This window comes from Brevibacillus choshinensis, from assembly GCF_016811915.1.
GTDB classification, from domain to species: domain Bacteria; phylum Bacillota; class Bacilli; order Brevibacillales; family Brevibacillaceae; genus Brevibacillus; species Brevibacillus choshinensis_A.
Genome location: NZ_CP069127.1, coordinates 4,675,827 through 4,702,500 on the forward strand (window position 1 = coordinate 4,675,827; position 26,674 = coordinate 4,702,500).

At 48.4% G+C, this 26,674-nt stretch carries 23 protein-coding genes, 1 rRNA gene and 1 pseudogene (1 of these 25 running past the window's edge); 8 read left to right on the forward strand and 17 right to left on the reverse strand.

The window, feature by feature from the left end; all coding sequences use genetic code 11:
- Window positions 1-10 precede the first annotated feature (10 nt).
- The 6 genes from JNE38_RS23450 to JNE38_RS23475 form a co-directional block, all read right to left on the reverse strand.
- A complete protein-coding gene (locus JNE38_RS23450; protein WP_238933434.1) occupies window positions 11-940 on the reverse strand; it encodes a helix-turn-helix transcriptional regulator in 930 nt (309 codons plus the stop codon).
- A 105-nt stretch (window positions 941-1,045) separates the two neighbouring features.
- On the reverse strand, window positions 1,046-1,603 hold the full coding sequence (locus JNE38_RS23455; protein WP_203357712.1) for a nitroreductase family protein: 558 nt from the start codon (window positions 1,601-1,603) through the stop codon (window positions 1,046-1,048).
- Between the two features lie 171 nt (window positions 1,604-1,774).
- Window positions 1,775-2,026, reverse strand: coding sequence for a hypothetical protein (locus JNE38_RS23460; protein WP_203353524.1), 252 nt, complete (start codon window positions 2,024-2,026; stop codon window positions 1,775-1,777).
- 71 nt (window positions 2,027-2,097) lie between these two features.
- Window positions 2,098-3,417, reverse strand: coding sequence for an argininosuccinate lyase (gene argH, locus JNE38_RS23465; protein ID WP_203353525.1), 1,320 nt, complete (start codon window positions 3,415-3,417; stop codon window positions 2,098-2,100).
- Between the two features lie 30 nt (window positions 3,418-3,447).
- Window positions 3,448-5,019 carry an APC family permease gene (locus JNE38_RS23470; RefSeq protein ID WP_203353526.1) on the reverse strand — a complete coding sequence of 524 codons (1,572 nt, stop codon included), beginning with the start codon at window positions 5,017-5,019 and terminating at the stop codon, window positions 3,448-3,450.
- Window positions 5,020-5,248: 229 nt separating this feature from the next.
- Window positions 5,249-6,544: a hypothetical protein gene (locus JNE38_RS23475; RefSeq protein ID WP_203353527.1), complete on the reverse strand. Its 1,296-nt coding sequence runs from the start codon at window positions 6,542-6,544 to the stop codon at window positions 5,249-5,251.
- Between the two features lie 288 nt (window positions 6,545-6,832).
- Here JNE38_RS23475 and brnQ point away from each other — a divergent pair, with 288 nt between their 5' ends.
- Complete coding sequence (brnQ, locus tag JNE38_RS23480) at window positions 6,833-8,203, forward strand: branched-chain amino acid transport system II carrier protein (RefSeq protein ID WP_203357713.1); 1,371 nt, start codon at window positions 6,833-6,835, stop codon at window positions 8,201-8,203.
- 455 nt (window positions 8,204-8,658) lie between these two features.
- Here the strand turns inward: brnQ and JNE38_RS23485 are convergent, their stop codons facing one another.
- Complete coding sequence (locus JNE38_RS23485; protein WP_203357714.1) at window positions 8,659-9,423, reverse strand: putative protein N(5)-glutamine methyltransferase; 765 nt, start codon at window positions 9,421-9,423, stop codon at window positions 8,659-8,661.
- 312 nt (window positions 9,424-9,735) lie between these two features.
- Between JNE38_RS23485 and JNE38_RS23490 the strand changes: the two genes are divergently transcribed.
- From JNE38_RS23490 to JNE38_RS23500, 3 genes are all read left to right on the forward strand, one after another.
- Window positions 9,736-10,227, forward strand: coding sequence for a hypothetical protein (locus JNE38_RS23490; RefSeq protein ID WP_203353528.1), 492 nt, complete (start codon window positions 9,736-9,738; stop codon window positions 10,225-10,227).
- 338 nt (window positions 10,228-10,565) lie between these two features.
- Window positions 10,566-11,018 (forward strand): MarR family winged helix-turn-helix transcriptional regulator, encoded by a 453-nt coding sequence (locus tag JNE38_RS23495; RefSeq protein WP_203353529.1) that lies wholly within the window; start codon window positions 10,566-10,568, stop codon window positions 11,016-11,018.
- 63 nt (window positions 11,019-11,081) lie between these two features.
- On the forward strand, window positions 11,082-12,377 hold the full coding sequence (locus JNE38_RS23500; protein WP_203353530.1) for an MFS transporter: 1,296 nt from the start codon (window positions 11,082-11,084) through the stop codon (window positions 12,375-12,377).
- 67 nt (window positions 12,378-12,444) lie between these two features.
- Here JNE38_RS23500 and JNE38_RS23505 read toward each other — a convergent pair whose 3' ends face one another.
- Together JNE38_RS23505 and JNE38_RS23510 are read right to left on the reverse strand one after the other, a co-directional pair.
- Window positions 12,445-13,647, reverse strand: a complete 1,203-nt coding sequence (locus tag JNE38_RS23505; RefSeq protein WP_203353531.1) for an MFS transporter — start codon at window positions 13,645-13,647, stop codon at window positions 12,445-12,447.
- A 64-nt stretch (window positions 13,648-13,711) separates the two neighbouring features.
- A complete protein-coding gene (locus JNE38_RS23510; RefSeq protein WP_203353532.1) occupies window positions 13,712-14,311 on the reverse strand; it encodes a TetR/AcrR family transcriptional regulator in 600 nt (199 codons plus the stop codon).
- Window positions 14,312-14,709: 398 nt separating this feature from the next.
- Here JNE38_RS23510 and JNE38_RS23515 point away from each other — a divergent pair, with 398 nt between their 5' ends.
- Together JNE38_RS23515 and JNE38_RS23520 are read left to right on the forward strand one after the other, a co-directional pair.
- A complete protein-coding gene (locus JNE38_RS23515) occupies window positions 14,710-15,258 on the forward strand; it encodes a GNAT family N-acetyltransferase (protein WP_203357715.1) in 549 nt (182 codons plus the stop codon).
- Window positions 15,259-15,381: 123 nt separating this feature from the next.
- The gene (locus JNE38_RS23520; protein ID WP_203353533.1) at window positions 15,382-15,936 is read left to right on the forward strand and encodes a hypothetical protein; all 555 of its coding nucleotides are present in this window, start codon (window positions 15,382-15,384) and stop codon (window positions 15,934-15,936) included.
- 115 nt (window positions 15,937-16,051) lie between these two features.
- On the opposite strand, the gene JNE38_RS23525 is transcribed toward JNE38_RS23520, so the two are convergent.
- From JNE38_RS23525 to JNE38_RS23555, 7 genes are all read right to left on the reverse strand, one after another.
- Entirely contained in the window at window positions 16,052-16,567 is a 516-nt protein-coding gene (locus JNE38_RS23525) for an EVE domain-containing protein (protein WP_203353534.1), read from the reverse strand.
- A gap of 361 nt (window positions 16,568-16,928) precedes the next feature.
- Entirely contained in the window at window positions 16,929-18,248 is a 1,320-nt protein-coding gene (locus JNE38_RS23530; protein ID WP_203353535.1) for an MFS transporter, read from the reverse strand.
- On the reverse strand, window positions 18,235-19,869 hold the full coding sequence (locus JNE38_RS31005; RefSeq protein ID WP_203353536.1) for a PEP-utilizing enzyme: 1,635 nt from the start codon (window positions 19,867-19,869) through the stop codon (window positions 18,235-18,237). The genes JNE38_RS23530 and JNE38_RS31005 overlap by 14 nt, the downstream gene beginning before the upstream one ends.
- Window positions 19,869-20,756: a PEP/pyruvate-binding domain-containing protein gene (locus JNE38_RS23540; protein WP_203353537.1), complete on the reverse strand. Its 888-nt coding sequence runs from the start codon at window positions 20,754-20,756 to the stop codon at window positions 19,869-19,871. The genes JNE38_RS31005 and JNE38_RS23540 overlap by 1 nt, the downstream gene beginning before the upstream one ends.
- Before the next feature lie 402 nt (window positions 20,757-21,158).
- Window positions 21,159-21,461: a DUF1062 domain-containing protein gene (locus JNE38_RS31255; RefSeq protein ID WP_203353538.1), complete on the reverse strand. Its 303-nt coding sequence runs from the start codon at window positions 21,459-21,461 to the stop codon at window positions 21,159-21,161.
- 297 nt (window positions 21,462-21,758) lie between these two features.
- Window positions 21,759-21,992 carry a CD3324 family protein gene (locus JNE38_RS23550; protein ID WP_238933435.1) on the reverse strand — a complete coding sequence of 78 codons (234 nt, stop codon included), beginning with the start codon at window positions 21,990-21,992 and terminating at the stop codon, window positions 21,759-21,761.
- A 116-nt stretch (window positions 21,993-22,108) separates the two neighbouring features.
- The gene (locus tag JNE38_RS23555) at window positions 22,109-22,540 is read right to left on the reverse strand and encodes an Lrp/AsnC family transcriptional regulator (RefSeq protein ID WP_203353539.1); all 432 of its coding nucleotides are present in this window, start codon (window positions 22,538-22,540) and stop codon (window positions 22,109-22,111) included.
- Between the two features lie 155 nt (window positions 22,541-22,695).
- On the opposite strand from JNE38_RS23555, the gene JNE38_RS23560 reads away from it, so the two are divergent.
- Both JNE38_RS23560 and JNE38_RS30815 read left to right on the forward strand, forming a co-directional pair.
- Window positions 22,696-23,745: an oxidoreductase gene (locus tag JNE38_RS23560; RefSeq protein ID WP_203353540.1), complete on the forward strand. Its 1,050-nt coding sequence runs from the start codon at window positions 22,696-22,698 to the stop codon at window positions 23,743-23,745.
- A 170-nt stretch (window positions 23,746-23,915) separates the two neighbouring features.
- Window positions 23,916-24,011 (forward strand): annotated as a pseudogene (locus JNE38_RS30815) (short-chain dehydrogenase); the annotation flags it as partial.
- Between the two features lie 100 nt (window positions 24,012-24,111).
- On the opposite strand, the gene JNE38_RS23565 reads toward JNE38_RS30815, so the two are convergent.
- Window positions 24,112-26,674: ribosomal RNA gene (locus JNE38_RS23565) — 23S ribosomal RNA — on the reverse strand; it runs 450 nt beyond the window's last position.

Here is a 26,674-nt window from a genome sequence, read left to right on the forward strand (position 1 = left end):
CACCTATCTGTCAGTCATTGTACGGGAGCAGCATTTCTTTTACATATTCTTTTAGTTCTTTCCTCAAATAATCGGGCTCGACGACCTGGCATTCCTTTCCAAAACCTAATATGAATTTGAGCAGCCCTTCTTCATAGGGAAATTGATCCACTACGACGAATTGGCCATTTTCTGTCTGATGAATGCAATCCTTTGAAAAATACTCGCTTAGCTGCTCGCCCATGCGGCGGGTAAACTGCAAGGTGACGGTGATGCTGTGGCGTTGATAGCTATCCTGGATGATCTTCTGAATTTGCTCCTTTGAGATCTCTTTTTTCACAAAAGGGCTGCCCAGCTTCAAATTCTTGATCCGCACGAGCTTGAACCTTCTGTAGTCGTTCCGTTCTCTGCAAAAAGCAAACAAGTACCATTGACCTTGGGAATATGCAATTTGAAGCGGCTCTACAGTCCGCTGGAAATACTCCAGGTTTCTGTTGATGTAGTCGAACACGACCAATTTATCCTCTTCGATGGCCTTGCTCAGCAAAGAAACATGCTCCTTCCATTCATGCTTCATGCTGAACGGAGACATCGCAATGCTCCATTTGTCTGGATGGCTTCGCTCTTGCTTGAACGTATTCTCGATCTTCAACGACATAGCATGGAACTTCTCGCTCTTCCCAAATTCAAAGTTCAGTTGATCCATGACCGCCATGAAAGTATGAGCTTCCTCTTTGTTTAAAAATAAATTGTCCACCGTATAGTTTTCCATGATGGAATAGCCCCCGCCCCTTCCGCCGACGGAGGCGACCGGAATGCCTGCTTCGCTTATTTTCTCGATATCCCGGTAAATCGTGCGCAAGGATACCTCAAAATGCTCCGCAAGCTCTTTGCCTGTGACCATCCCTTTTTTGGATATCATGAGCAGCATGGCAAGCAATCGATCTACGCGCATATCCATGTGTGACGCTGCATTTGCACAACGTCTCCTCCGTTTTTTCTCTGGCAGCGTGCCAAACCAAAGAATACGGAACCACTCCTGTCATGGTTCCGCATCCTTCCTTTTTTACAGCCACGTCGTCTTCTTGTCCACCTCTTCACGAGCGGTAGCCGGGACCTCAGCCTCCGGATATCCGATAAACAGCGTGCCGACTACCTTTTTGTTCTCAGGCGATCCGAGGAACTTCATCAACCGCTCGTCCCGCACCAAGCCCACACCTCTCGTGCGCCACACCATGCCGAGACCGAGTTCTTTTGCTGCCAGCCACATGGAGTGAATGGCGCAGCATACCGCATATTCATTATCTTCCGACGATGCCTCGTCACCGGGGATGATGTCCGCTGTCGCGACAATGACCAACGGCGTTTTTTCCAGTACGGCTAACGATTCCTTGACGAGGTGGGGCTTAGTCGGAAAGCGCTCCAGCAAAAATTCCTGGGCGATCGCCTCGAACCGTTCCTTGGCCTCTCCGCGAATCACATAAAAATGCCATGGCTGACGCAGTCGATCGTTCGGAGCGAGGACAGCACTCTCCAGCAGCGCTTGAATTTTTTCCGTCTCGACCTCTTTGGGCAAATAATTCCGCACAGCTCTTCTGCTTTTCAACAAATCCATTACGCTCATCATTCTCTCTCCCTTTAAAAGACTGCATGATCCCATCCTTCCATTATATACAAGCTGTAGTCCGCTCGCATAGAACGCTAATGATCGGCCGAGCATCTGCCGGCTCTCCGAAAAGAAAAAGCGACTCCCCCATGAATAGGCTGGGTAAGTCGCTCCGTCCCTTGCTGTCGTTTACCTGCTATGAATGGCTGCCTGGGCCTTGTACTCGTCTTCCTTGGCAACATAAATATCGTACTGCGTAAAATCCTTTGCCGGAAAGGTCGGGAAGGATCCTCGAAGACGCTGGTGGTCGTAGTGCGACCTGGTCCGAAACGAAACCCCAGCCGCCGTTAGCTTCTGAACCACCCGGATGTATTCCTCGCTGCCAAAAGCCGTATAGATCAAGCATTTGCTTCTGGAAAACAAGAAATCGAACAGGCCCATAGTCAAATTCCCCCATTCCTTTTACAGGTATACGTCTCCCCGTCATGAATGGTTTCACTGACCCCGTTCGATCAGCGCAGCAGGCCTACCTTGATTCCTTTGTTCAAGATGCTCGGATAATCGATGAACGCGTAGATGTCATCATCGATAAAGGAACTGATCTGCTTCAATTCTTCCAGAGTCAACTCTTCGATCGCTTTCTGATGATCCTCGCAATAAATCACGATGGAACCGACGATGCTGTGCGCATCCCGAAATGCGACCCCTTTGCTGACCAAATAATCCGCTACCTCTGTTGCATTCAGGAAGCCTTCCTTCACAGCCCTCTTCATGTTTTCGTGATTGACCTTCATCGTCGCGATCATCCTGGACATGATCGCCAGGCACGATAGGACGGTATCCAAGGCATCGAAGAAAGGCTCCTTGTCTTCCTGCATGTCTTTGTTGTACGCGAGCGGCAAGCCTTTCATCGTGGTGAGCAGCGAAGTCAATGAGCCGTACACCCGGCCCGTTTTTCCACGAATGAGCTCGGCAGCGTCCGGATTTTTCTTTTGCGGCATAATGCTGCTGCCCGTCGAGTACGCATCATCGATCTGGATGAATCTGAATTCCTGACTGCTCCACAAAATCAGCTCTTCACTCAATCGGCTCAGATGCATCATGAGGATGGAGAAGCCAGACATCAGCTCCAGCAAATAATCGCGATCGCTTACCCCATCCAGGAAGTTGTCGACCGGCTTTGCGAATCCAAGCTCTTCGGCCGTCATATCTCTGTCAATGGTATGCGTGGTACCAGCCAAAGCTCCGCAGCCAAGAGGGCTTTCATTCATGATCTCGATTGCGTTTTCCACTCTTTGCTTGTCGCGCTTCAGCATCTGATCGTACGCCAGCAAATGGTGCTGGAAGGTGACGACCTGCGCTCGCTGCAGATGCGTGTAGCCAGGCATGATGACATTGTTTTCTCTTGCCTTGTCTTGCAGGCTTTGCTTCAGGTCTTCGATCGCCTGGATGACCTCCTGCGCCTTGCGTTTCGCGTAGAGACGGATATCCACCGCCACCTGGTCATTTCTGCTGCGTGCGGTATGGAGTTTTTTTGCGGTGCTTCCGATCCGCTCCGTCAGATTTGCTTCTACAAAGCTATGGATATCTTCAAAATTTCCATCGATCGGCAATGCTCCCGCTTCGATATCTTCGAGAATGGAGATGAGCCCTTTGACAATCTCCTCTCCCTCCTGCTGGGTGAGCAGACCGCTATGCATCAGCATGTTGACGTGGGCGATGCTCCCTTTGATATCCTCCGCATACAGTCTTTGATCCACATGGAGAGAACTGTTGAAGTCCTCCATGAGCTTGTTTTCTTCTTTTCGAAAACGGCCACCCCAAAGCTTCATAGCCCTGCTCTCCTTTTCTCCCATTCGTGTTTACGATGGATTCGTGATGCTTTCCTCCAGCTCTGCCACGTTCCCTTTTTTGCGCATGTACCACACCCCGTTATAGACAGCCAGGTAGTAAAAGGCAAATCCGGCCACTGCTGCAATCAGCGACATGTATGGCTCAGGAAGAATGCCGATACCACCGAAATTGCCCAGATAGGACAAAGCGATCAGCATGAGGATATACACAATCAGGTACAATCCGCCAAGGATCTCTTCTGTTTTATGCTTCCGGATAAAATGGACGATCAAGTAACATCCCACTCCGATGATCAGACCCGTAATGCCCAGCTGCACCTTGCTCCACTTCGTCCAATAAATCAGAAGCGTCGCGAACACAAAGGCCAGAGGTGCGATCACGCTCATGCCCGGCAGGCCTTTGTCTTTCGTCAGGCCAACCTTGCGGAATACCATGACGGTTACGCAGGCAGAAGCGTACTTGTAGATCCCGATCGCTCCCACGATGGCGACGATCGCCGTCCAGCTCTTCAACGGGAACAAGAATAAGAGTCCGATGACAAAATTGAAAGCGAGGGCGCGAGTCGGGACACCAAAGCGTTTATTGATCACACCGAAGTACCCTGGCAAAAATCCGCTTTTCGCCATTCCGAACACATGGCGGGAGGTTCCCGCTGTATACGCAAGCGCAGAGCCAGTCGGAGATATCATGGCATCCGCGGTAATGATCCAGGACAGCCAAACCATATTGGCAATCATGGCCAGATTGGCAAACGGAGAATCAAATTTGATTCCGCTCCAGCCATTCGCCAGCATCTCAGGTGGAACCGCGCCGATAAAGACGACTTGCAGCAGCACATACATGATCGCCGCTACGACGAGAGAGGCAATCAGCGCCAACGGGATGTTTCTCCGCGGATTGACCACTTCTCCGCTCATCATGATAACGTTGCCAAAACCGGTGTAAGCAAAGAAAATTCCGCTTGTGAGGATGGCACTTAAGCCGGCGCTGTAGCCGTTCGGTGCGAATCCTTGGCTCGTGAAGTTCTCTGCATGGAAGCCTGTCATGAAAAACGCCAGAATTGTGAGGACGGGCACGACAAATTTGATGACGGTAATGACCGTGTTTGTGACCGCGAACAGCTTTACCCCGAAATAGTTGAATACGACAAAGAAGATCATCAGGACGGTTGCAGCCAAAATGCCCGTTGTCGTCAGTTTTTCAGTAGCTACATCATAGAGCCCTGGCCAAAACTGATTGGCGTACTGAATCACCCCAGCCGATTCCACGGGTGCCGTCGCACAGTAGCCGAGCCAAATCGAGTAGCTGGTCACGGTCGCCAGCATGCTTCCATGAGAATAGAGCGGGTAGCGCCCTAATCCGCCTGATTCGGGCTTGACCCTTCCCAGTTCGGCATACACCATCGCGATGAAAGTAATCACGACTGCACCGATCAGCCAGGAAAGAATAGCGGCAGGTCCCGCCAGCTTCGCCGTAGCCCATGGACCAAACAGCCAGCTCGATCCGATAATTCCCCCGAGAGAAAGTGCCGTAAGAGACCAAAATCCCATTTTCTTTTTCAAGTATTGTTCTTGATCCATGAAATTACCTCTCTCTTCACGTTGTGTAGGCAACTCTATTCAGAATGACAGGTAGACTCCTTTCTCGTATTTTGTGAAGCCGCCCCTAAGAACTCAACCCCAAGCATGAGCGAAAGTTAATTTAGGGTAATAAAAGGGTAAATGAACTAAATGAATTATATTTGAATCATTCTTATTTTTCAATGCGAAATAGTAAGAAAATAAAAATAACCATCCAGATGATGAATGGTTATTTCAAGCGATATCTTTTTCCCGGCCTTCCCCTCGTTGAAAAGGACTCTTCCCCAATATATTCCGCCAAATCCACTTCACAAAGACTTCCCATGAACCGCCGCGCATTCCGTTCATCCCAATACAGATGAGCAGCTACATCTTTGACCGTGAAGTCATTCCAATTCATCCTCTTGATCAATGCGGTTAGCTTATGATAGTTTTTGACGCTCATTTTGACGCTTTTCAGTTTTTCCATCAGATCTTTGTCATCAAAACGGTAAGAGAAGCTGAGTTCCTCCTCCTCCCCTGCGGATTGAATGATGGTTCCGTCCTCACGAATGATCACGATCCCATGTTCATCCTTTTCCTTTGACAGCTGCAGAGCCCGCTGCGCATTGATCTCAGCGGAATGGTACGTCACTCCGTACCCGACTCCTACACTGACCGTATGATCCGCTTCCTCTGAAAGCTGACTGACCGTATCCTGAAGCACTTTGATTTCCCGTTCGATCGCTCCACGAGAACTGAAGATCACATATCGCCCGTTTCCTTTTTCAAGCAAGGATCCATCCAGCTTCTCACAATACCGCAGCAGCGTTTCTTTTACCTTCATTTCAAAGAACTGCAGCTGGTAGGAGCTTTTCGCCTTTTCGCTGATCTTGTCAAAATGCTCGATTTCCACCATTTGAACGCCAATCTGCGTATCTTTATAGAAAAAGGTCCGCCTCTTCTCGGCAAGAATGCGCAACGCTTGCCGAATCTCCATGTCCGTACTGGATATTCGGTAGGTCGGCACACCCGCCTCTGTCAGCGCCACTGCGACTGCCTCGAAACAAGTCAAAGCGCCCTTCGTTTTTTCGCTTAGGTACAATTCCAGATGGAAATCGATGAGCTCTCGTGTGCTCGATTTCTCATCAAACGTCTTCACATAGACATCCTGGGGAGTGATCTCAATTTGCTGCAGAGCCTGCTCCAGGTGCGAGGTCGTAATCTCGTCGATGCTTACTTTGCTTAAAAATTCGTGCTGATAGTACCCCATATGCAAAAGGCTTTTATAGATACCCGATTCTGTATGCTGAATGTAGACTAGCTTTTCATCTGCTTGCAGTGTGTTTTTCGCTACCATGTAAGAAATCTGACCCGAAAAAAGCCAGACATCGACAGCATGGTCGTTCTCCCGGACAATCCCTTCCGTCTCCTGAAAGTCGCGGTAAGGAAAAGCGACGAATTCCATGGTCGGCTCATATTCTTTTCCCAGATGCAGAATACGTTCTATCGATGAATGAGGACCGATAACCCCAACTTTATACATGATTACCTCCTATTCAAAAAGACCCGTAATTCCTATTGTAACATGGCGGCAGCTTCAGAAGAACAATCGGCAGACATGGAGAAAATCGCAGCTTCGACCCCCAATCCTCCAGCATTCACTAGAATAGGTTCGTCTCCCAAATACTGAAATTGTAATGTTTCCATAAAGGATCTATAATGGATGTCTGTTCATAATGCCGAACGTTAATTGACAGTAAAATTTGAATTTTTCGCAGTCAGCCGAACGGTATTTCATAGCTTCAAGGTTAAGGCTGATAGGAGGTTTTTTATGTCACAAAAAGTGCCGTTTTCTTTTGTTGTCATTATAGGATTCATGTTGTTTGCATTGTTTTTTGGAGCCGGTAATTTGATCTTTCCACCTATGCTGGGTCAATTGGCAGGAACAAATGTATGGCTGGCCAATGCAGGCTTTTTAGTTACGGGCGTGGGATTGCCGCTCCTGGCGATCACTGCTTTTGTTTATTCCGGCCAAGACGATTTACGTTCGTTAGCGAATCGTGTCCACCCGTTATTCGGCATGGTATTCACGGTTATTCTTTATTTGGCCATCGGTCCATTTTTCGCTATCCCTCGGTCTGGCAATGTATCTTTTGAAATTGGGGTCAAGCCATTCCTATCTGAATCGGCTGGCTCCCTCCCGCTCATTCTTTTCACTATTTTGTTTTTTGCCACTGCCTGTCTCTTATCACTCAATCCTGGTAAAATCATCAACGTGGTCGGGAAAATTTTAACGCCAATCAAATTGACTTTTATCGGATTTATTGTCTTGACAGCAGTGATCCGTCCCATTGGAGCTCTGCAAGCCCCGTCTGAGGATTACACGAAACATGTATTTTTCAAAGGCTTTCAAGAAGGCTATTTAACCCTGGATGCTCTCGTCGCTTTTGTTTTCGGGATCATTATCGTGAATGCCATTAAGGAAAAAGGAGTAACGACCAAAAAACAGATATTGGCCACGTGTGCAAAGGCGACGATGATCGCAGGTACGCTCCTCGTTCTTTTTTATTCGGCTCTTTCCTATATGGGTGCTTCTAGTGTGGAAAAATTGGGCCATTTGGAAAACGGGGCTGAGGTTTTGGCGAAGGTTTCGAATTATTATTTCGGTTCCTATGGTGCCGTTTTATTGGGATTCATGATTACAGTGGCGTGCTTGACAACCAGTGTAGGGCTCATAACGGCGTGCTCTTCCTTTTTCCATCTGTTGTTTCCGAGCATCTCATACAAAAAAATTGCCGTGGTTTTATCGGTTTTCAGTGCAATTGTCGCAAATATCGGATTAACGGAGCTAATCAAGGTATCTGTTCCGATCTTAATGACGATGTACCCCATTGCTATCTCACTATTGTTCTTAACATTTCTGCACAAAGCATTTCGTGGTTGGCCCGAGGTATATCAAGGAAGCTTGCTTTTCACCTTTATCATCAGTTTGTTCGATGGATTGAATGCGGCCGGATTGCACATCGCTGTCATTCAAAATATGTTCACTCAGTACCTTCCCTTTTACGAGGTAGGCTTAGGCTGGCTGCTTCCCGCTTTCATAGGTGGTTTGTGCGGATACATCTTCCGTGTTTTCCGTAAGAGCAGCCCCCTTCGTTCTTATGCCATCCGGTTGCATGATGGAAATACCGACGGGCATTGATCATGGATCCGCTTTAGCAGGAAAACAGCGCCCCCCTAGACAGATGCATCTAGGGGGGGTCCTTTTGTCTTTAAACTGATTCAATCGAACGCTGTCAATCTATTACATCCGTGTTGATGAAAATCTTTCTGAAAGTTGTTATTATAGTTTCAATCATTCAAAAAAGGCGGTGGGATTTCATGTCACGAACAGAGCTTGCGAAACAACGGCTCGAAGGTTACATCGATGACCTCGACCAGCTATTACAAGAGCAGAAAAAGGATTACCCCAAAATTGTGCGAAGAGCTATCAGTAACGAGATCAACCAGATTCAAAAATCAATAAGGCACTGGGACAATGTCCTTCAATCACAGGCCAGGGATTAATGGCCTGTTTTTTTCTCTGCTCTGAAATTGTGCTTGCCCGCTCATCGAACGAAGGCTCAATTCAGATAGATAACCCCCTTTCGAAACAAGCTAGGTTCTTGTTCCGATCACGATGGTAGCTTCAAGTTCTTGATCAGTTGCCACTCGCGGAGTTAACCCGTTTCGCGAGAAGATTTCGACGGTTAGCGGCACCTGACGCTCACTCGTCTCGACCAACAAGTGACCGCCCGGAACGAGCCAAAGCGCCGCCTCGTCTGCCACCCGCCGTATGATGTCAAGTCCGTCTTTACCCCCATTCAGCGCCACTGGTCCTTCATATATTCTGGCCTCAGGCGGAAGCAGCCTGATTGACTCGGTTGGTACGTAGGGGGCATTCGCTACCAGGATATCGACGCTGTTCCGCAATGTGGCGGGCAGAGGCTCATAAAGATCGCCTACATAGACGTGACCACCGGCCATAGACACGTTCTTTAGAGCACACCTTACTGCGTCGGGATCGATGTCCACTGCATGCAACTCGATCCGCTCGAAATTTGCGGCTAGAACGGCACCCAACGCACCCGATCCAGAGCACAGGTCTACCACTACTGCTCCTGACCGTGCCAAGGCGATAGCTTGGCGGACTAGAAACTCGGTGCGTTGACGTGGTACGAAAACCCCAGCGTCCACGGCTATCCTCAGACCACAGAACTCGGCCCAACCGAGAATGTGTTCGAGGGGCAAGCCTGCTATTCGCCTGTTTACCATCTCCTCGAGCTCGGCAGCTGTCCGTGCTGCTGAGATCAGCAATTTGGCCTCATCTTCTGCGAAAACACAACCAGCAGCCCGAAGCTTGTTTACGATCAATTCACTAATGGATCATCTACTCCTATCGTAAATGTAATGATTACATATATTCGTGTTCATTAAACGAGACTCCCCGTTCGTTTTACGTTCACCCCCTTCTTCAAGCTGTGATATGGCTGGTGCCATTTTCTACGGTACCATATCATGCCATTTCTGGATACTTGTTCATCTATCTGCCTCCTTGCCTGACGAGACTGCCGGTTCACCAGCAACAGGAAGAAAAAGGACCAAGCAAAGACAAATGATGGCGTTCACCTATCTCGGCCATTTCACATAAATTAGTTTGAAGTTAGCCTAGCTAGAAACGATGGGGGTATTTAGGTGATTACTTTCCTCTCTTTTCAGGGGACCGTTACTATGATAAGCGATTTTATGACAGGGCAAAATGGGGAAGGGGAAGGCTGTTATAAATTCATAGCTGTAGAAAACGGAACGGGAGCAATCGTTCATTTCGTCGTGTCACCTGCAACTTACTTTGTTGACCATGCAATGGTCGCAATAGGCGATCTCGTAACTGGATACTATGATGGGAATGCACCTGTTCCTTTTATATACCCTCCACAATATCAAGCACTTGTCATGGTAAAACACAGCTCCTTTCAGAATGTAAAAGTAGATTATTTTAATAGTCAGTTGGTTAGCAGTGACGGGCAATTGCAACTACATATTTCTCCGTCTACCCAAATGGTGTTAACAAATGGGCAACTATTTACGAAAAACCCGGCGAACCGCGATCTCGTTGTTATCTATGGACCTTCTACAAGAAGTATCCCCGCCCAGACCACGCCATACAGAATAATCGTTTTGTGCTAGTGGTTACTAATTCGCGTTCTTGCCATGCTATAACAGGTACGGTTCCTTGGTCATGACTCTGCCCCAAGGAATCTTTTCGCTTTCGGGAAGGTCAGCCTGTGAGAACCCTCCGACGAATACGGTTATACCACCGACTAAAACAAAAAGGCTCACTTCTCCACATGAACAGGGGGAATGAGCCTTTTCTTCAAGCTCTCCCCTCTCTTGCTACATCGCTAAAAAACTTTCTTCCCACAAAATGTAACTTTCCTGATTGACAGATCGAATCGTTGCTCTTATTATTTGTTGTACATACAAAATAGAAATTCATCAAGCCTACCCCACGTGGAGGAAAGAAGATGACCCACCCAATGAATCAAGAACCTGAAAAAGATGAGTCTTTTCTTCAAGACTGCCTGTACTTTACCACCAACCGTCTGAGTCGGGCGATTACGCGCATGGCCGACGAGGCGTTTGCCACCACAGGATTGACGCCCGCTTACGGATATCTCATTCGTCTTGTGATTGGATCCCCAGGCATTACTCAAAAGGAGCTTTCCGAAAAGCTGTCCATTACTCCTTCGACACTGACCCGTTTCGTCGACAAGCTTGAGACCAAGCAGCTCGTGGAGCGTAAAGTTCACGGAAAGACCGTCATGGTATACCCGACCGAGAAGGGTATAGAGCTGGGACCGACTCTTCGCCAAGCTTCCAAAAGGCTGAAGCAGAACTACGAGGAGATCCTTGGCAAAGAGCTCAGTGATCTGTTGACTGTGTACTTGACGTCATCTAGCAAGCTGCTGGAAAAATAACCAGCTGACGATTCTTTTTACCTTTGTATGTACAAACAAAATTATAAAGCGTGGGGTGTATGTATGGATTCTCTGAATGCGCAAAATGGCTTCAAGCCCAAATCCCGCATGTACTACGGCTGGATCATTGTCCTGCTGACCTTTGTCACTCTTTTGGTATCCGCAGGGATCCGATCGTTGCCTAGTATTTTGCTGGTCCCTTTTCAGGATGAGTTTGGATGGAGCCGGGGAAGCATCTCCAGCGTTCTCTCCATGGGGATCTTTCTGTACGGCCTGGTCGGGCCTTTCTCCGCTGCTTTGCTCTTGCGCTTCGGCGTCCGCAAAGTCGTCGTCCTGTCTCTCGCCGTGCTAGCCCTCAGTTTGGCCGCTACTCCTTTTATGACCGCACTGTGGCAATTTGAGCTTCTTTGGGGTCTTGTCTCCGGTCTTGCTACTGGGATGATGGCCAACGTTTTGGGTGTGACCGTAAGTAATCTGTGGTTTGTCAAAAGCAAAGGGCTCGTCGTAGGCATGTTGACTGCCAGTGCCGCTACCGGTCAATTGATCTTTCTGCCTTTGATGGCGAAGCTGACAACGGACTTGGGCTGGAGATACGCGATTGCAACGACTGTCGTTGTCCTGATCCTCGTCTTGGCAGCAGTCGCGATCTGGATGCGAAACCACCCATCAGACGTAGGCGCTGCTCCTTATGGAACCGAGGAAGTCGTGCCGCCTACACCATTTACCGGCAACATCTTTTTGGCCCCCCTGCAAATTCTGCGTTATGCCATGGAAAATTCTACCTTCTGGTTGCTCTCGGGGACCTTCTTCTTCTGCGGTTTTTCCACGAATGGCCTTATCGGTACTCATCTTATCGCCGCCTGTGGAGATTTTGGTCTACCGGAAGTGACGGCCGCTGGCTTGCTCGCCTTGATGGGATTGTTCGATCTTGTCGGCACGACGATCTCCGGCTGGCTGTCGGATCGCTTTGACAACCGCTGGCTCCTGTTCTGGTACTACGGACTGCGCGGCTTGTCCTTGCTGTTCTTGCCGTATGCCCTGGATTCCACGCCGACGATGCTCATCATCTTCTCCGTATTCTACGGCTTGGACTGGATCGCGACTGTACCGCCGACTGCCAAGCTGTCCAGTCAAGTGTTTGGCAAAGAGAAGTCAGGAATGATCTTTGGCTGGATCGTCGTTGCCCACCAGGTAGGGGCTTCCGCCGCGGCTTATGGGGCAGGCGTCATGCGCGACTGGCTCGGCACGTACTCCGAAGCCTTCATGATCGTGGGCTTTGTCTGTTTCTTCGCTTCACTCATGGCGGTCAAAATCAAAAAGCATGTGGATGCAAAAACGAATTCCGCCATTCAAGCATAAGAAAGGTGCCATTGCGAAACCGATCGCGATGGCACCTTTTTTATGCTTCCATGATAAGGGACGCTGTTCAGGAAGTCCCTTTTTGCAGTCTGCTTTTTTTCTCTCTGAGAGTTAAAACGAAACAAACGATCAAGATGATACATGCAATCGTATACGGATAATCAATATCCAGATCGAACAAATATCCCGCTACGATAGGCCCGATAATATTGCCGAGACTGGTAAAGGCTGAGTTGAGACCGGCGACATAGCCTTGTTGATCCCGGGCCACCATTGAAAGCTGCGTACTGATGGCGGGACGCAATATGTCGATCGCCAGAAATATGATGAACGTAACGGCAAAAATCATCCAGAATGTGTGGACGAAAAGCGTCAACAGAATAAAAACCCCAGCAAAGAGAAGGCAGACCGAAATGACACGATCCTCGCCAAAACGATTCAATATCCAGCTAAAGGCTGTAAGCTGGACCACAGCGCCGGCTATGGAACCGAATGTAATGATAAAGGCAATATCTTTCGGCTCAAACCCGAATTTATGATCGACAAACAATCCAAACACCGTTTCAAAATTCGCCAGCCCGAAAGTCATGACAAAAACGATGATCAAGCTTAAAAAATAGGGCTCCCGGTAGGCAAACCTCAATTGCATAAGGAGGCTGCCCTGTTGCTTTTCTGGAGATGAAGATTCCGCTTCATCTTCTTTTGCAGGGAGAGATTCCTGCAGGATCACCAATGTGATGCATCCAGCGATCACTCCCGCAACAGCGGCGCTATAAAAGGGCACCCGGATCCCAAATTCAGCAATATAGCCGCCAATGCCTGGCCCAATGATAAAACCTGTCGTAATGGCTGCGGTAATATACCCCATCCCGGTTGCGCGTTCTTCTGTCGTTGTGACATCCGCAGCATAAGCCATGACAGCTGGCATGATCATCGCGGCACTGATGCCCCCCAGCAACCTGGAAATAAAAAGCAACCAGGAGGAGCTGGCTAGCCCGAACAGCCATTCTGAGAGGGCAAACACGAGCATCCCGATGACAATCATCCTTTTTCGTCCGAATGAATCAGACAATCTGCCGGCCAAGGGCGAAAAGAGCAGCTGCGTCAGCGAAAAGGCCGCGACCAACAGGCCGATGATCCCCCCGGTAATTCCCAAACTCTCCATAAACTTCGGCATAATCGGTATGACCAGGCCGATCCCCGTAAAAACAAGAAACAGATTGAGCATAAGGATCAGCAATGCTCCCCGATTTTTTACGAGTAGCGCCATTCTTTATTCCTCCAATGCTGCACAAATACCGAATAAACATTCTAGATTGATACAAAAAAAGGGGCTACCTAGGGTTTTTGACAATTCCGTGCAAAAACACATCCATAGCCAACCGGTAAGCCGCCAGCGCTTCCTCCCGATTCATTCTTTGGGTATGCTGACATAATCCAGCCATCAAGCTGTCCAAGATCACGGCGAGTCCGGCAACATTCGTGCTTTCAAATTCGCCGTTTTCGACCCCTTTTTGCAGCAGCTGCTGATTAAAGTCAAGATAGCCTTTCACCATTTCATTGATCCGCTCCACTACATCCGTAGCTTTCTCTGCGTTATTGAAAAACTCATCCACCGCTTTGGTTAGCGGATGATTCAATTGATCAAGAGCCAGATGCTCGGCCATGCCGTACAATTTATCGATCGTTGTCGGGTATAGCTTTTCTTTGGTCAACCATGTTTCTTCCCATTCCCGGTTCCAATCTTCAATCAGATGTAAAAATAGCCCTTCCTTGCTTTTGAAATGATAATAGATGTTGCCCGCGCTGCATCCAGTCGCTTTCACAATTTCTTCGATGGATGTGGCTTTGTAGCCTTTTTGTACAAATAAAGCTCTGGCAGCATCAGCGATCTTCTTTTTCGTATGCTCGGTTTGCTGTTTCTTTTTGTTCACACCTGCTCCTCCCACTCGATTCGTTTTGTACGCCAAATCGGAACCGTTCTATACTGAATCTTTATTCAGTATTGTAAGCGATAATAGCAAACTTGGCAAACCCTCTCCACAGCCCATTTATTGGAGCCATTCATGCGGTTTTGTAGAAGAATGGTGAGAGTACAGGTCTGCCTCCCTAGCAGAAGCTGGCACTTTTCCCTATTTGCGAGCCGTCCTGAATCTTGCGGTTCCCTTTGGTTTCAACAAGATGATCCACTCCATTCTTCCTACCTTGCAACGAAAAATTTGATAAACTGGAAATTGTTTCACACTCTCTTTTTATTGAAAGGACTGAATGATGCCCAGGTAAAAATTACGATTCCATTCAGATCAACAAATGGGGAGGTAATTTTATGGAAATGAAACATTTAGAAACCCAAAGATTATTACTTAGACCAATCGAACTCAATGATGCGCCTTCGTTATTTACCTTTTGGTCCGACCCTAATGTTTCAAAACATATGAACATTGAAACGTTTTCAGAGGTTACGCAGGCTGAACAAATGATTTTACTTCTTCAAAAACTTAGCGTTGAACAAAAAGCATGCCGTTGGACAATTCTTCTAAAGCATACCAGTCAAGTTATAGGCTCGTGTGGTTTCAATTATTTTGATTTCGAAAATGAAAGAACGGAAATTGGTTACGACCTTGGTTACCCCTTTTGGGGAAATGGTTATATTCCTGAAGCCTTACAATCATTAATTTCTTTTGGCTTTCATGAGCTAGGCTTAAATAGAATCGAAGCAAAGGTTGAGCCTGAAAACATAAACTCACTAAAGGTCTTAAAAAAATTACATTTTGTCGAAGAAGGCACACTGCGACAATATGAGAAATCAAAGGGTCAGTTAGTTGACTTGATCATGTTTTCTGTATTACGGAATGATTGGATTGAACATACCAACGCATAGCTGGAGACTCCAGACTCTCCTTCAAACCGTTGACGATGCCGATTGCCGGGACGAGGTAATGAATCAGCGTCTCCTAATCGCTCAAGAGCTTGGCCAACTCTTATCCGCCTTTACGGGGGACACGTGGGAGAACCACGGCTTGTCATTTGCCTGTACGGACCCGAGCCGCTCCATGTGGACTTGAAGTTCATCACGGTGCGTGAACTCGAAACCCGCGTGGAGAACCCGCTTGTTCTCTGGGAGAGGGGACGCAGGATCACGGAAACCATCGAGAGCACTGTGCCGGTTTATCCGTCTATTGACCCTCAGTGGACGGAAGATAGGTTTTGGATATGGGTCCATTACGGAGCAGCGAAGCTCGGTAGAGGAGAACTCTACGAAGTGATTGACACGATTACTTTCCTGCGACGAAGCGTGATCGGCCCCTGCATCCTTCATTTGAAAGGCCGCCACCCCAATGGCGTCAGAAGGTTGGAGGAGTTCTCAAGCGAGTTTGCCGATGCGTTGAAAGAAACCGTCCCCAGCCATTCCGCCAACAACTGCTATCACGCGCTTAAAACCACGATTACGTTGTATCGGGATTTGCGGGACCGTATCAGCCGAATCAAACGAAAAGCAGATGCAGAAGAAGCAGCCGTCGCTTACTTGGATAAGGTGTATTCCTCTCTTTCGCGTTAAACACTAGCAGATAGCAAGAGCACCGGCCCTAATTGGCTGGTGCTCTTTGTGTGCTCAGAAACAGTCTTCCCCCCAACAAGCGGTCGCCATCATGGAGAGCAGTAAACCTGCGCTTTCAATACGGAATACAACCTGATTGAAGGCGGCTCGCTTTATGATCTGACTTCGAAATAGGTTGAATGTTATCCGTATCGCCAAGCATTGCTTCAGCAATCATCCGAAAATCCTCGAACCCGATCTCAAAATGGCCAAAGCGGAAGTTGTACCCCCAATTTCGATTCCCACGTGTAAAGGTAAGCTGGTCCAATAGGTCGGTAATCTTCACTTCGCGACACGGGAGATAGCGGATATTCCGACGATATGGCACAAAGGATTCTGACATCGGATATTCGTAGACTCTGTCATCCGCAACAAGACCAATGGCGGTAAATGCTTGAAGCGCCTCTCCCCTCGACAAGTCCGTTCGTGGAGAGTAGTATATCAACCAATCATTTGCAGACATCCGCCGCAATGGTGCCGACTTGCCATGGCAGAGCTGTGCGAATCCGCCATGCACCCCCAGTTTTACGTGAGAAGCAGATACAACTCCAATCCAGTAACGGCTTTGCTGGTGTTTTCGATTGTTCGTCATCGATCCTGTCCCTTCCTTCTCCATGATTGATGGGTTACATGTTAAAAAATTTTTATATGTTCCATCTGCAGAACATGATGACGATCGTGCACTTCGATAAGCAAAACAACTCCCCAATCATCATCTGATGTAATGATATAAAAACGCTACTGACACCATCTTGTCAGTAGCGTTTAACATTTTTCAGCTTTATCGCGAACCCCTAAAAAGCTATCGATGCCGTTACTTCAACAACTTTCCCGTATTTGTTATACGGTTCACGAACGGTCATACCTGCAGACAGGAAGGGTACTCCATGTAGGAATCTCAGTAGCACCCGCACGCAGATTAACAAGATACAGAGCAGCCAAGCACCATCATTTCATCCGCTGCTCTCTTTTATGGATGGCTCACGTAATCCCCATACTACGGGAATGCCTAATAATGCGAAGAAAAAAAGGGTATAGAACAGGAGATGGTAATCCATTAGCAAACTTACTAAAACGGAAGCGATCATACCTCCCACATAACGGAATGTGGAAAAGATACCGGAGGCAACCCCTGACATCTCCTTTGAAACAGCTTGCAGCGAAGCCGTTTGCATAGATGCTGAACCTATTCCTGCCCCTAGTCCTCCGATGACCAGGCCAATTACGATCGTAACGAGTGAATGGTTGGAATAGAATCCTACGTATATCCCCACTGCTACGGCGGAGAAAAGAAAGGAAAGCAGAACTGTCATTTTCTTTCCAACTTGATCTGTCAGGTACCCGCCAACCCATGAAAACAGAGACATCGACAGCGAAAATGCAAAGAGCAGAACGCCAATCGTTTCCACGGAGAAGTGGAATTCATTCTGCAAAAGAATAGGCATCACCAGGATGGTACTATACATGATGGCATTGCTAAACAGAATAGAAAAATTAGCACTGGTAAACATGCGGTTTTTGAATAATTGAAATTGAATGAGCGGTTCCTCACATTTCTTTTCCTGACGGATGAACAGAAGAATGAGCATGCACAGGAGTCCCAATGTCCAAATCGTCCTATATTCGTTATGCGTCACTAACAGAATGAGCGTTATGAGACTGACACCTAGAAGGACCGATCCATAGATATCCAGCGTTGCAGTCTTTTCCTTTTTGATGGCTGGCAAAAGAAAAAACGATGCACATAACGATATCAAAGCAAAGGGGACATTGATCCAGAAGATGGACGTCCAGCCCCATAAGCTGATTAAGATCGAGCCCATTAATGGGCCAAGCGCGGCGCCAATGCCCATGGAGAAACCAAACAATCCAAAGGTCTTGCCCATTTTCTCTCTGGGGGTCACATACCTGATGATGGCGCTGGCATTCGGAGCAGCCAATGCGCCACCGACAGCCTGAACGGCTCGAAAAATGATCAACCAAAGCAAATTCATCGTAAACAGACATGCGATGGAGGAAAGTAGAAAAAGCAGCATGCCTAAAAGAAACATCTCCCGATTGCCATAAATATCCCCCAGTTTTCCGGCAATCGGCTGAAGCACGGTCATTACGATCAAATAAACGGTAATGATCCAAGAGGCATGAGTCAGGCTGCTATGCAAGGATTCAACGATGCTAGGCAAACCAACAGCAATCATGGTTGAATTGACAGGGACCAAAAAAGTCCCTGTCAATATGGTGAGCAGCACGAGTCCGTGCCTATTGTTTTCCAAAGTGAACCACTCCGCTGGTACCATCTACCGTGACGATATCTCCATCCCTAAGAACGCTCGTCGCTACTTTCGTCCCCACTACAGAAGGCACACGGTACTCTCTGGCAACGGTTCCTGCATGAGATAAGATCCCGCCCGCATCGGTCACGACCGCTCCCACGACTGAAAACAGAACCGTCCATGGCGGGGTCGTTGTTTTACAAACCAGTACATCTCCTGCCTGGATTTTGGAAAAATCCTCAGGTCCTCGCACTACCTTTACAACTCCCGTGTACTGCCCCTGTGAAGCCGCATAGCCGGAAAAATGTTTCTCCTGCTCATTCACGTCTGGTGTCTTTATTCCAAACACGCGCTCCAAAATGGGATCGTCTGGAACTTGTTCTGGTGGTGTTCCATAAACGGGTGGCACGTTTTTCTGTTTGTTCTCCTCATGCTCCTGTTTTCGCCGCTCTATTGTTTGAGATACCAAAGTGGGTTTTGACAATACGTCGAGCAACTCATCATAGTACAGAAAGAAGATATCATTAGGAGCTTCCACTGCATTCGCTTCCACAAGCATCTCCCCCACCCGTAACAAGAAGAGCCTAGATTTCGCGGGGAGCATCGCGTCAATATAGAAGTGGTGGTCCTCATCCAGCCCCCAGGCATCCAGCGCCCATTGATGCAATTGGATAAACGCCTGCTTTCCTTCTCCCTCTGGCATTTTGGCTAACGTCTCAAGTAACTTCTCCTCGCGCTTTTGAACGATTTGCGCATATTCCTTTTCAAAATCATACTCTTTCTGCAAGTAGGCGCTGACCATGTATAGAACCTGATTGGGATTTTCGATCCAGGTTTCATCCAGGAATTCATGGGAGTTTGGGGAACGGTACCCGTACACCTCGAGAAATGCCTGCAGGTCTGTTAAAAAAGCTCTGCCTTCTTCTTGTTTACCGAGCTGTGATACGATTTCCTCAGTGGGAAATCCTGTGAATATCCCTTCTAGTACCGCAGACTGTTTCACCTGCACAGCCAGTTTCCATAGCTCCCGATCTGTCTCCAGCGTCTTGTTCATCACACCTGACAGACATTCATAAACGGCCGTTGCATCCGACTCGTTGGTTAGTCGAGCGTACATCTCCTCCAGCGCCATCGAATGTCCGCTTCTTGGCATCACAATTTCAAAATGCAGCTGCCATGCTTTCTCGTAGAACGCAAATAGTTCCTCAACTCTTTGTTTGGCTTCAGCTAATGTAGCCGTTTGGCTGCGATATGCATCCAATTGGCGATAAAATGGGGAGAATATATGTTCCACGGAATCCATCAGCCTTTGCTTTTGAATGGGAAACAAGGTACCTACCAGCTCTTGATGCTCTCGAATCCGTGAGGGCATATCTCCCTCATGAGGAAGTGTTGCTTGATAAAGGCGACCATCCGCCAATTTCATCATGAATTGACGGAGTGGCATTTTGAGATTTTCAAAGGCCGTTTTCGTTCCTTTTGTCATCGCCGGAATTTGAAACGACGCAAACAACGGGCTTACGGCATGGGCCAAATGAACATCATCCTGTACCCAAAAATAGTTCTGTTTGTCTTCTTCATTCAGAATGATCTCTCTTTGAAATTCTGTCAGTGGCGTCATCAATCCTGGCCTCCTCTTGTGGTAACAGGTCTCACTTGCAGGATGTAGATGTGGTCAGCCTTGATCGCAAATTCGATATCGACGGGATGCTGGTAGAATGCTTCCATTTTTTTCGTTTCACTTACCAGTGACAATAGTTGCTCATCTTTGAGACAAAAGCACTTTTGCTCTTCACTAGTTGTCTCTACTTCTTTTACGCCCTTTTGCCCATAAACCAGTTTCATTTCTTTCCCGCCCAGATCTCTGTGAATATAAGCAAGCTGTTTGCTGACAAGAAAGCTATCTGGCGTAACCATGCCGGAAACAATAGCTTCTCCCAGGCCATAGCTCGCGTTAATCACGATCTCTTCCTTGTTTTCGGTTACCGGATTCATACTGAAAACGACACCTGAGACATCCGCTTCGATGCACCGTTGAATCAAGACCGCCATCGGAAATTTCTCAGCAGCAATCTTTTTTTGCTGGGCGTATTGCTTAACCCTGTCTGAAAACAAGGAGCTCCAACACATTTTCACGCTCTCCATGAGATGAGGGAAATCTTTCACGTTGAGAATGCTTTCGTATTGGCCTGCAAAAGAGGCTCCATCCAAGTCCTCTGCTGCAGAAGAAGAACGAACGGCAACAGAAAGATCTGATTCGTTCGTTTCCACTTTCAGTCGCTCATAGGCGCTTGCAATGTCGTGCTCAATCTCTGCCGGTACAGTCGCCTCCCACATTTTTTCCTCTAAATGATTCTCTATCATGAAGCGAGCAAGTGCATTGGAAGTAATGATAAATCCTTGTGGTACTCGGAAGTTTTCTTTCACCAATTGCCCTAAATGGAATGCTTTTGTACCCACTCGAAGGATGTCTTCCTGACCTGCCGATTGTAGGGATACCGTGTACAACCATATGCACTCCTTTACCGTAATGTAACGAAAATTTCACGAATGTTTTATAATCCTTAAACAGTATTCAAGAGTGACCCTAATATTCGAAAAAAATATTCTACTGAGTAATGATTCGGTGAAGCGCGCTACATTTTCTCAACGTGAAAAAGACACGAGCTGTTGGCTTCGTGCCTTTCGAAGTGTTACCTGCCGGTTCGCATAACTCCCCCCGCTCCCCACGATCATTGTTCATTGTGGGTTTTACTTTACATTCTTTTCATAAACAAAAGCGGTTTGACGTCCAATTATCAATCATCAATACAACTTCTGTTTGCACTCTACATTTTTTAAAATCAAGCCCGCTAGTGCTCCGGATTGACTCGTTGGTTAACATTTGTTCAAGAGCCTTTTGAGATAAATTCAATATTTCCCGTAACAAAGCAGATACTTTAAGCCGAGATGGATAGGGGCTTTAACGGGCCCTAGTATTTTATACTTTGGCAGGCCAGCTTCAGCTCCGTTTTTCTGTATCAGCCCCGTATCCATAGCATATTTCTTGACAAGCTCACCGTCATTGCTACGGAACCCCTCTAATATTTCAGAGGCAATGCTTTTGGGATTGATACGGGAGTAAATAGTCATATTCCATGTACAATCGCAATCCGAACATTTATAGATTAACCATATATCTAAATACTTGCGTTGAGCGCTTACCCGAAACAATCCGGAACAAACATGCTCTGCTTTTTTCCCACATTTCTTACAATACTGATTGCAGGGGGTGGAGATAGATATTGTATCTCCACGTTTGCTATTTGCATAAAATTTTATCCTTCCTATTTAGATTTAAATTCAGGAAAGAGAAAAGGTGGATTGTCACAAATCCTTCTCATAATTGTCCCTCCCAGTCTGGCATTTCGTCTGCTTACATTGTATTATCCAGTCCCGCAAAACCAAACCTTAAAGACTTTTCATAAAAGAAAATGAGCCAGTGCAGAAGGTAAACTGCATTGGCTCGTACTATGCTTCATTCATGTTTCTTTGTTCCCGTATTATCCTTTGCATGCTTTTCAAAGACAAAAAATATTTATCAGATAATTCTTGCTGACTGTTCCCCGCCAAATAATCTTCATAAATCTGCATATTTCGCTGCTGTAATTCTATGCGGGTAGATGTATTTGAGCCCCATTCTTTTTTATTGCCTGATTTTCTAGGTATATAGATAAACTCACCATCTACATACTCTTGAACCACCAAGCGCGGGCTCCATCCGATACAAAAACGAGCAAAAGACCCCTAAGGCTACCGATATATTACCGGTAGCCTCCTCGTGTTGTAGTGAGCTCTCCCCCTACCTGTTGATCAAAAACTCATGAAGGAATCAGCTTATCCTGTTTGATTGGCGAGGACAACACAATTAGCGTAGTGGAGTCGCCGAACGCGCCCAGCTCATTGATCGCACTCTCCAGCGTTTGTAGCGATTCGGTGACGAGCTTAACGAGAAAATTATACTGATGTCCGCTGATGCGATGCAGCTCGACCACATCCCGCGCCTCCCGACAATACTCCACGAATCGGTCGCATCCTTTTGTATAAAACAGGATGAAGGCGGAGATCGGCTTGTTGATTTTCTCAGGGGCGACGACGGCGCGATAGTGCTCGATGATGCCCTTCTCTTCCAAGCGACGCACCCGCTCCGTGACCGCAGGTTGTGACAATGAGACGCTTTTGCCTAAATCCGTCATCGAGATGCGACCTTGCTCCTGCAGCACGAGCAAAATTTGTTTGTCCAGATCGTCCATTCAATGGGCCTCCTGATTTTTTAAAGTCATCTACGCAAATGAAAATGATTTTAAAGTTAAACTCCATTCAAATACTTGAAAACCCCATGGGAGCGAATGATTTAATTATATAAAATTAATTCCAGAAAAGAAAAAACAAAGGGGAGAAATATAGGATGAATTCCGAGTTGCTCCAGCCTACACGTATCGGCTCTTGGCACCTTCGCACGCGAATCGTGATGGCGCCCATGACCCGTGGATTCGCTCACGATGCCACTGGGACGGTCGGTGAGGAGGTCGTGTCTTACTATCAGCGGCGGGCTCATGACGGAATCGGTCTCATTATCACGGAGGGCATTACGCCATCGCCCCGAGGAAAAGGAACCTTTGGTGTTCCCGGCTTGTATATGAAGGAACATGCAAACGCATGGCGTAAAGTGACGGAAGCGGTGCATGAGGAGGGTGGCACAATCGTAGCGCAGCTTTGGCATGTCGGCAGACTGACCCATCCGGATTTAACCGGCGGCCTTGCGCCTCTGGCCCCTTCAGCCCTCCAGGCAGAAGGACTCGTACATCGGTTACGTAAACCTTACGCGATGCCTGAGGCCATGACCATTGGCGAGATCCGGGAAGTTGTCCACCAGTATAGGCAGGCAGCGATGCACGCGGTAGACGCGGGTTTCGACGGCATCGAGATTCATGGCGCTCATGGCTACTTAATTGATCAGTTCGCATCGGAGATAACGAACCGCCGAACCGACTGCTATGGTAACGAAAGAGCCGGACGCCTTCTGCTCATGAAAGAAATCCTTGCCACCGTAGGGGAAGTGGTAGGGATGGAACGTCTCATCCTTCGCTTTTCCGAACTGAAGGACGATCTGCCCGACTACCGGTGGTTGGATCCCGAAGTGGAAATCGAGGCATACCTCGGCGCGTTTCGCGAGGTTGGCCTTCGCATTCTCCATCCGTCTACGAATACGTTCCTCCAGCCGATATCGGGAGGACTTACGCTGCACGAGCACGTTCGCGATCGCTGGGATGGCACCTTGATCGGTGTCGGTGGCCTGAGCACCAGTTCCGCCACGGATGCAATCCGCTCAGGGGTTATCGATCTGGCCGCATTTGGCCGACCGCTGCTGGCCAACCCGGATTTCGTACAGCGGCTTAGGGCCGGGATGCCACTTGTCCCTTATGAGCCGGCAATCCATCTGAAGCATCTTCTGTAACTGCATGTCTCTACCTGCCGCAAGGCCCTCCACTTTTGTCAGAGCTGTACGCGACCCGTAAATGGAGAAAAGCAGCCGGTCGATTTGACCGGCTGCCCGATTATATCCATTAAAGTGCTTAAGCATTTGGGTGAAATCATGAAGCTCCTCATTTTTTCAGTCCGAGATTTGGACTTGGACGAGAACTTTGGTTTGCATCCGTATTAGAACGATTATTGAAAGCTCTTCGTCCTGGAGATCCGCGAAGAGGAGCCGATATTATTACAATAAGTACAAAAAGAACCGTGCAATTTTTGCACGGTTCTTTGAAAGCATATATTCGCACTCGTACCTTCAAAACTGGATCTGCATGTTTGCCAAGAGTGTGTGGATAAGTCCTCGACCGATTAGTATTCGTCAGCTCCACGTGTTACCACGCTTCCACACCGAACCTATCAACCTCATCGTCTATGAGGGGTCTTACCAGCTTGCGCTGTGGGAAGTCTCATCTTGGAGGGGGCTTCACGCTTAGATGCTTTCAGCGCTTATCCCGTCCGCACATAGCTACCCAGCTGTGCCACTGGCGTGACAACTGGTGCACCAGCGGTGCGTCCATCCCGGTCCTCTCGTACTAAGGACAGCTCTCCTCAAACTTCCTACGCCCGCGACAGATAGGGACCGAACTGTCTCACGACGTTCTGAACCCAGCTCGCGTACCGCTTTAATGGGCGAACAGCCCAACCCTTGGGACCTACTTCAGCCCCAGGATGCGATGAGCCGACATCGAGGTGCCAAACCTCCCCGTCGATGTGGACTCTTGGGGAGATAAGCCTGTTATCCCCAGGGTAGCTTTTATCCGTTGAGCGATGGCCCTTCCATGCGGAACCACCGGATCACTAAGCCCGACTTTCGTCCCTGCTCGACTTGTAGGTCTCGCAGTCAAGCTCCCTTCTGCCTTTACACTCTACGAATGATTTCCGACCATTCTGAGGGAACCTTTGGGCGCCTCCGTTACCTTTTGGGAGGCGACCGCCCCAGTCAAACTGCCCACCTGGCATGGTCCTCTCGCCCGATAAGGGCGACGAGTTAGAAACTCCGTACATCAAGGGTGGTATCCCACCGACAGCTCCACAGAGGCTGGCGCCCCTGCTTCTCAGCTTCCCACCTATCCTGTACATGATGCACAAAGTTCCAATACCAGGCTACAGTAAAGCTCCATGGGGTCTTTCCGTCTTGTCGCGGGTAACCTGCATCTTCACAGGTATTATGATTTCACCGGGTCTCTTGCCGAGACAGCGCCCAAGTCGTTACGCCTTTCGTGCGGGTCGGAACTTACCCGACAAGGAATTTCGCTACCTTAGGACCGTTATAGTTACGGCCGCCGTTTACTGGGGCTTCGGTTCAAAGCTTCGCCTCGGCCCACCGAACCTAAGCTTACGCTCACGTTCGGCGGGGTCCCGAAACTAACCCATCCCCTTAACCTTCCAGCACCGGGCAGGCGTCAGCCCCTATACTTCGCCTTGCGGCTTCGCAGAGACCTGTGTTTTTGCTAAACAGTCGCTTGGGCCTTTTCACTGCGGCCCCCTCGGGCTCAGCCCGCCTGACACAAGCTTACGCTCGCGTCAGACGGGGACCCTCACCCTACCGGGGCGCCCCTTCTCCCGAAGTTACGGGGCCATTTTGCCGAGTTCCTTAGCAAGAGTTATCCCGCGCACCTTAGGATTCTCTCCTCGCCTACCTGTGTCGGTTTGCGGTACGGGCACCTTATTCCTCGCTAGACGCTTTTCTTGGCAGTGTGAAATCAGGGACTTCGGTACTTACATTTCCCTCGCCATCACAGCTTGCCCTTACGGTGTGCGGATTTGCCTACACACCAGGCTTGCTGCTTGGACGGCCATCCAGTAGGCCGCTCACCCTATCCTCCTGCGTCACGCCATTGCTCAAGCGGAACAGAGGTGGTACAGGAATATCAACCTGTTGTCCATCGCCTACGCCTTTCGGCCTCAGCTTAGGTCCCGACTAACCCTGGGAGGACGAGCCTTCCCCAGGAACCCTTAGGCTTTCGGTGGACAAGATTCTCACTTGTCTTTTCGCTACTTACACCGGCATTCTCACTTCCAAGCGCTCCACCGCTCTTTCCAGTACGGCTTCACTGCTGCTTGGAACGCTCCCCTACCCAGTCCGTAAGGACTGCCATAGCTTCGGTGATACGTTTAGCCCCGTTACATTTTCCGCGCAGAGTCACTCGACCAGTGAGCTATTACGCACTCTTTAAATGGTGGCTGCTTCTAAGCCAACATCCTGGTTGTCTGGGCAACTCCACATCGTTTCCCACTTAACGTATACTTGGGGACCTTAGCTGATGGTCTGGGCTGTTTCCCTTTTGACGATGGATCTTAGCACTCACCGTCTGACTCCCGGACATAAGTCATTGGCATTCGGAGTTTGACTGAGTTCGGTAACCCGATGAGGGCCCCTAGCCCAATCAGTGCTCTACCTCCAAGACTCTAAATTCCGAGGCTAGCCCTAAAGCTATTTCGGGGAGAACCAGCTATCTCCGAGTTCGATTGGAATTTCACCGCTAGCCACACCTCATCCCCGCACTTTTCAACGTGCGTGGGTTCGGGCCTCCAGTAGGTGTTACCCTACCTTCACCCTGGACATGGCTAGATCACACGGTTTCGGGTCTACGGCAGCGTACTATCGCCCTATTCAGACTCGCTTTCGCTGCGGCTCCGTCTCTTCAACTTAACCTCGCACGCTACCGTAACTCGCCGGTTCATTCTACAAAAGGCACGCCGTCACCCTTTTAACGGGCTCCGACTATTTGTAAGCACACGGTTTCAGGTACTATTTCACTCCCCTCCCGGGGTGCTTTTCACCTTTCCCTCACGGTACTGGTTCACTATCGGTCGCTAGGTAGTATTTAGCCTTAGCAGATGGTCCTGCC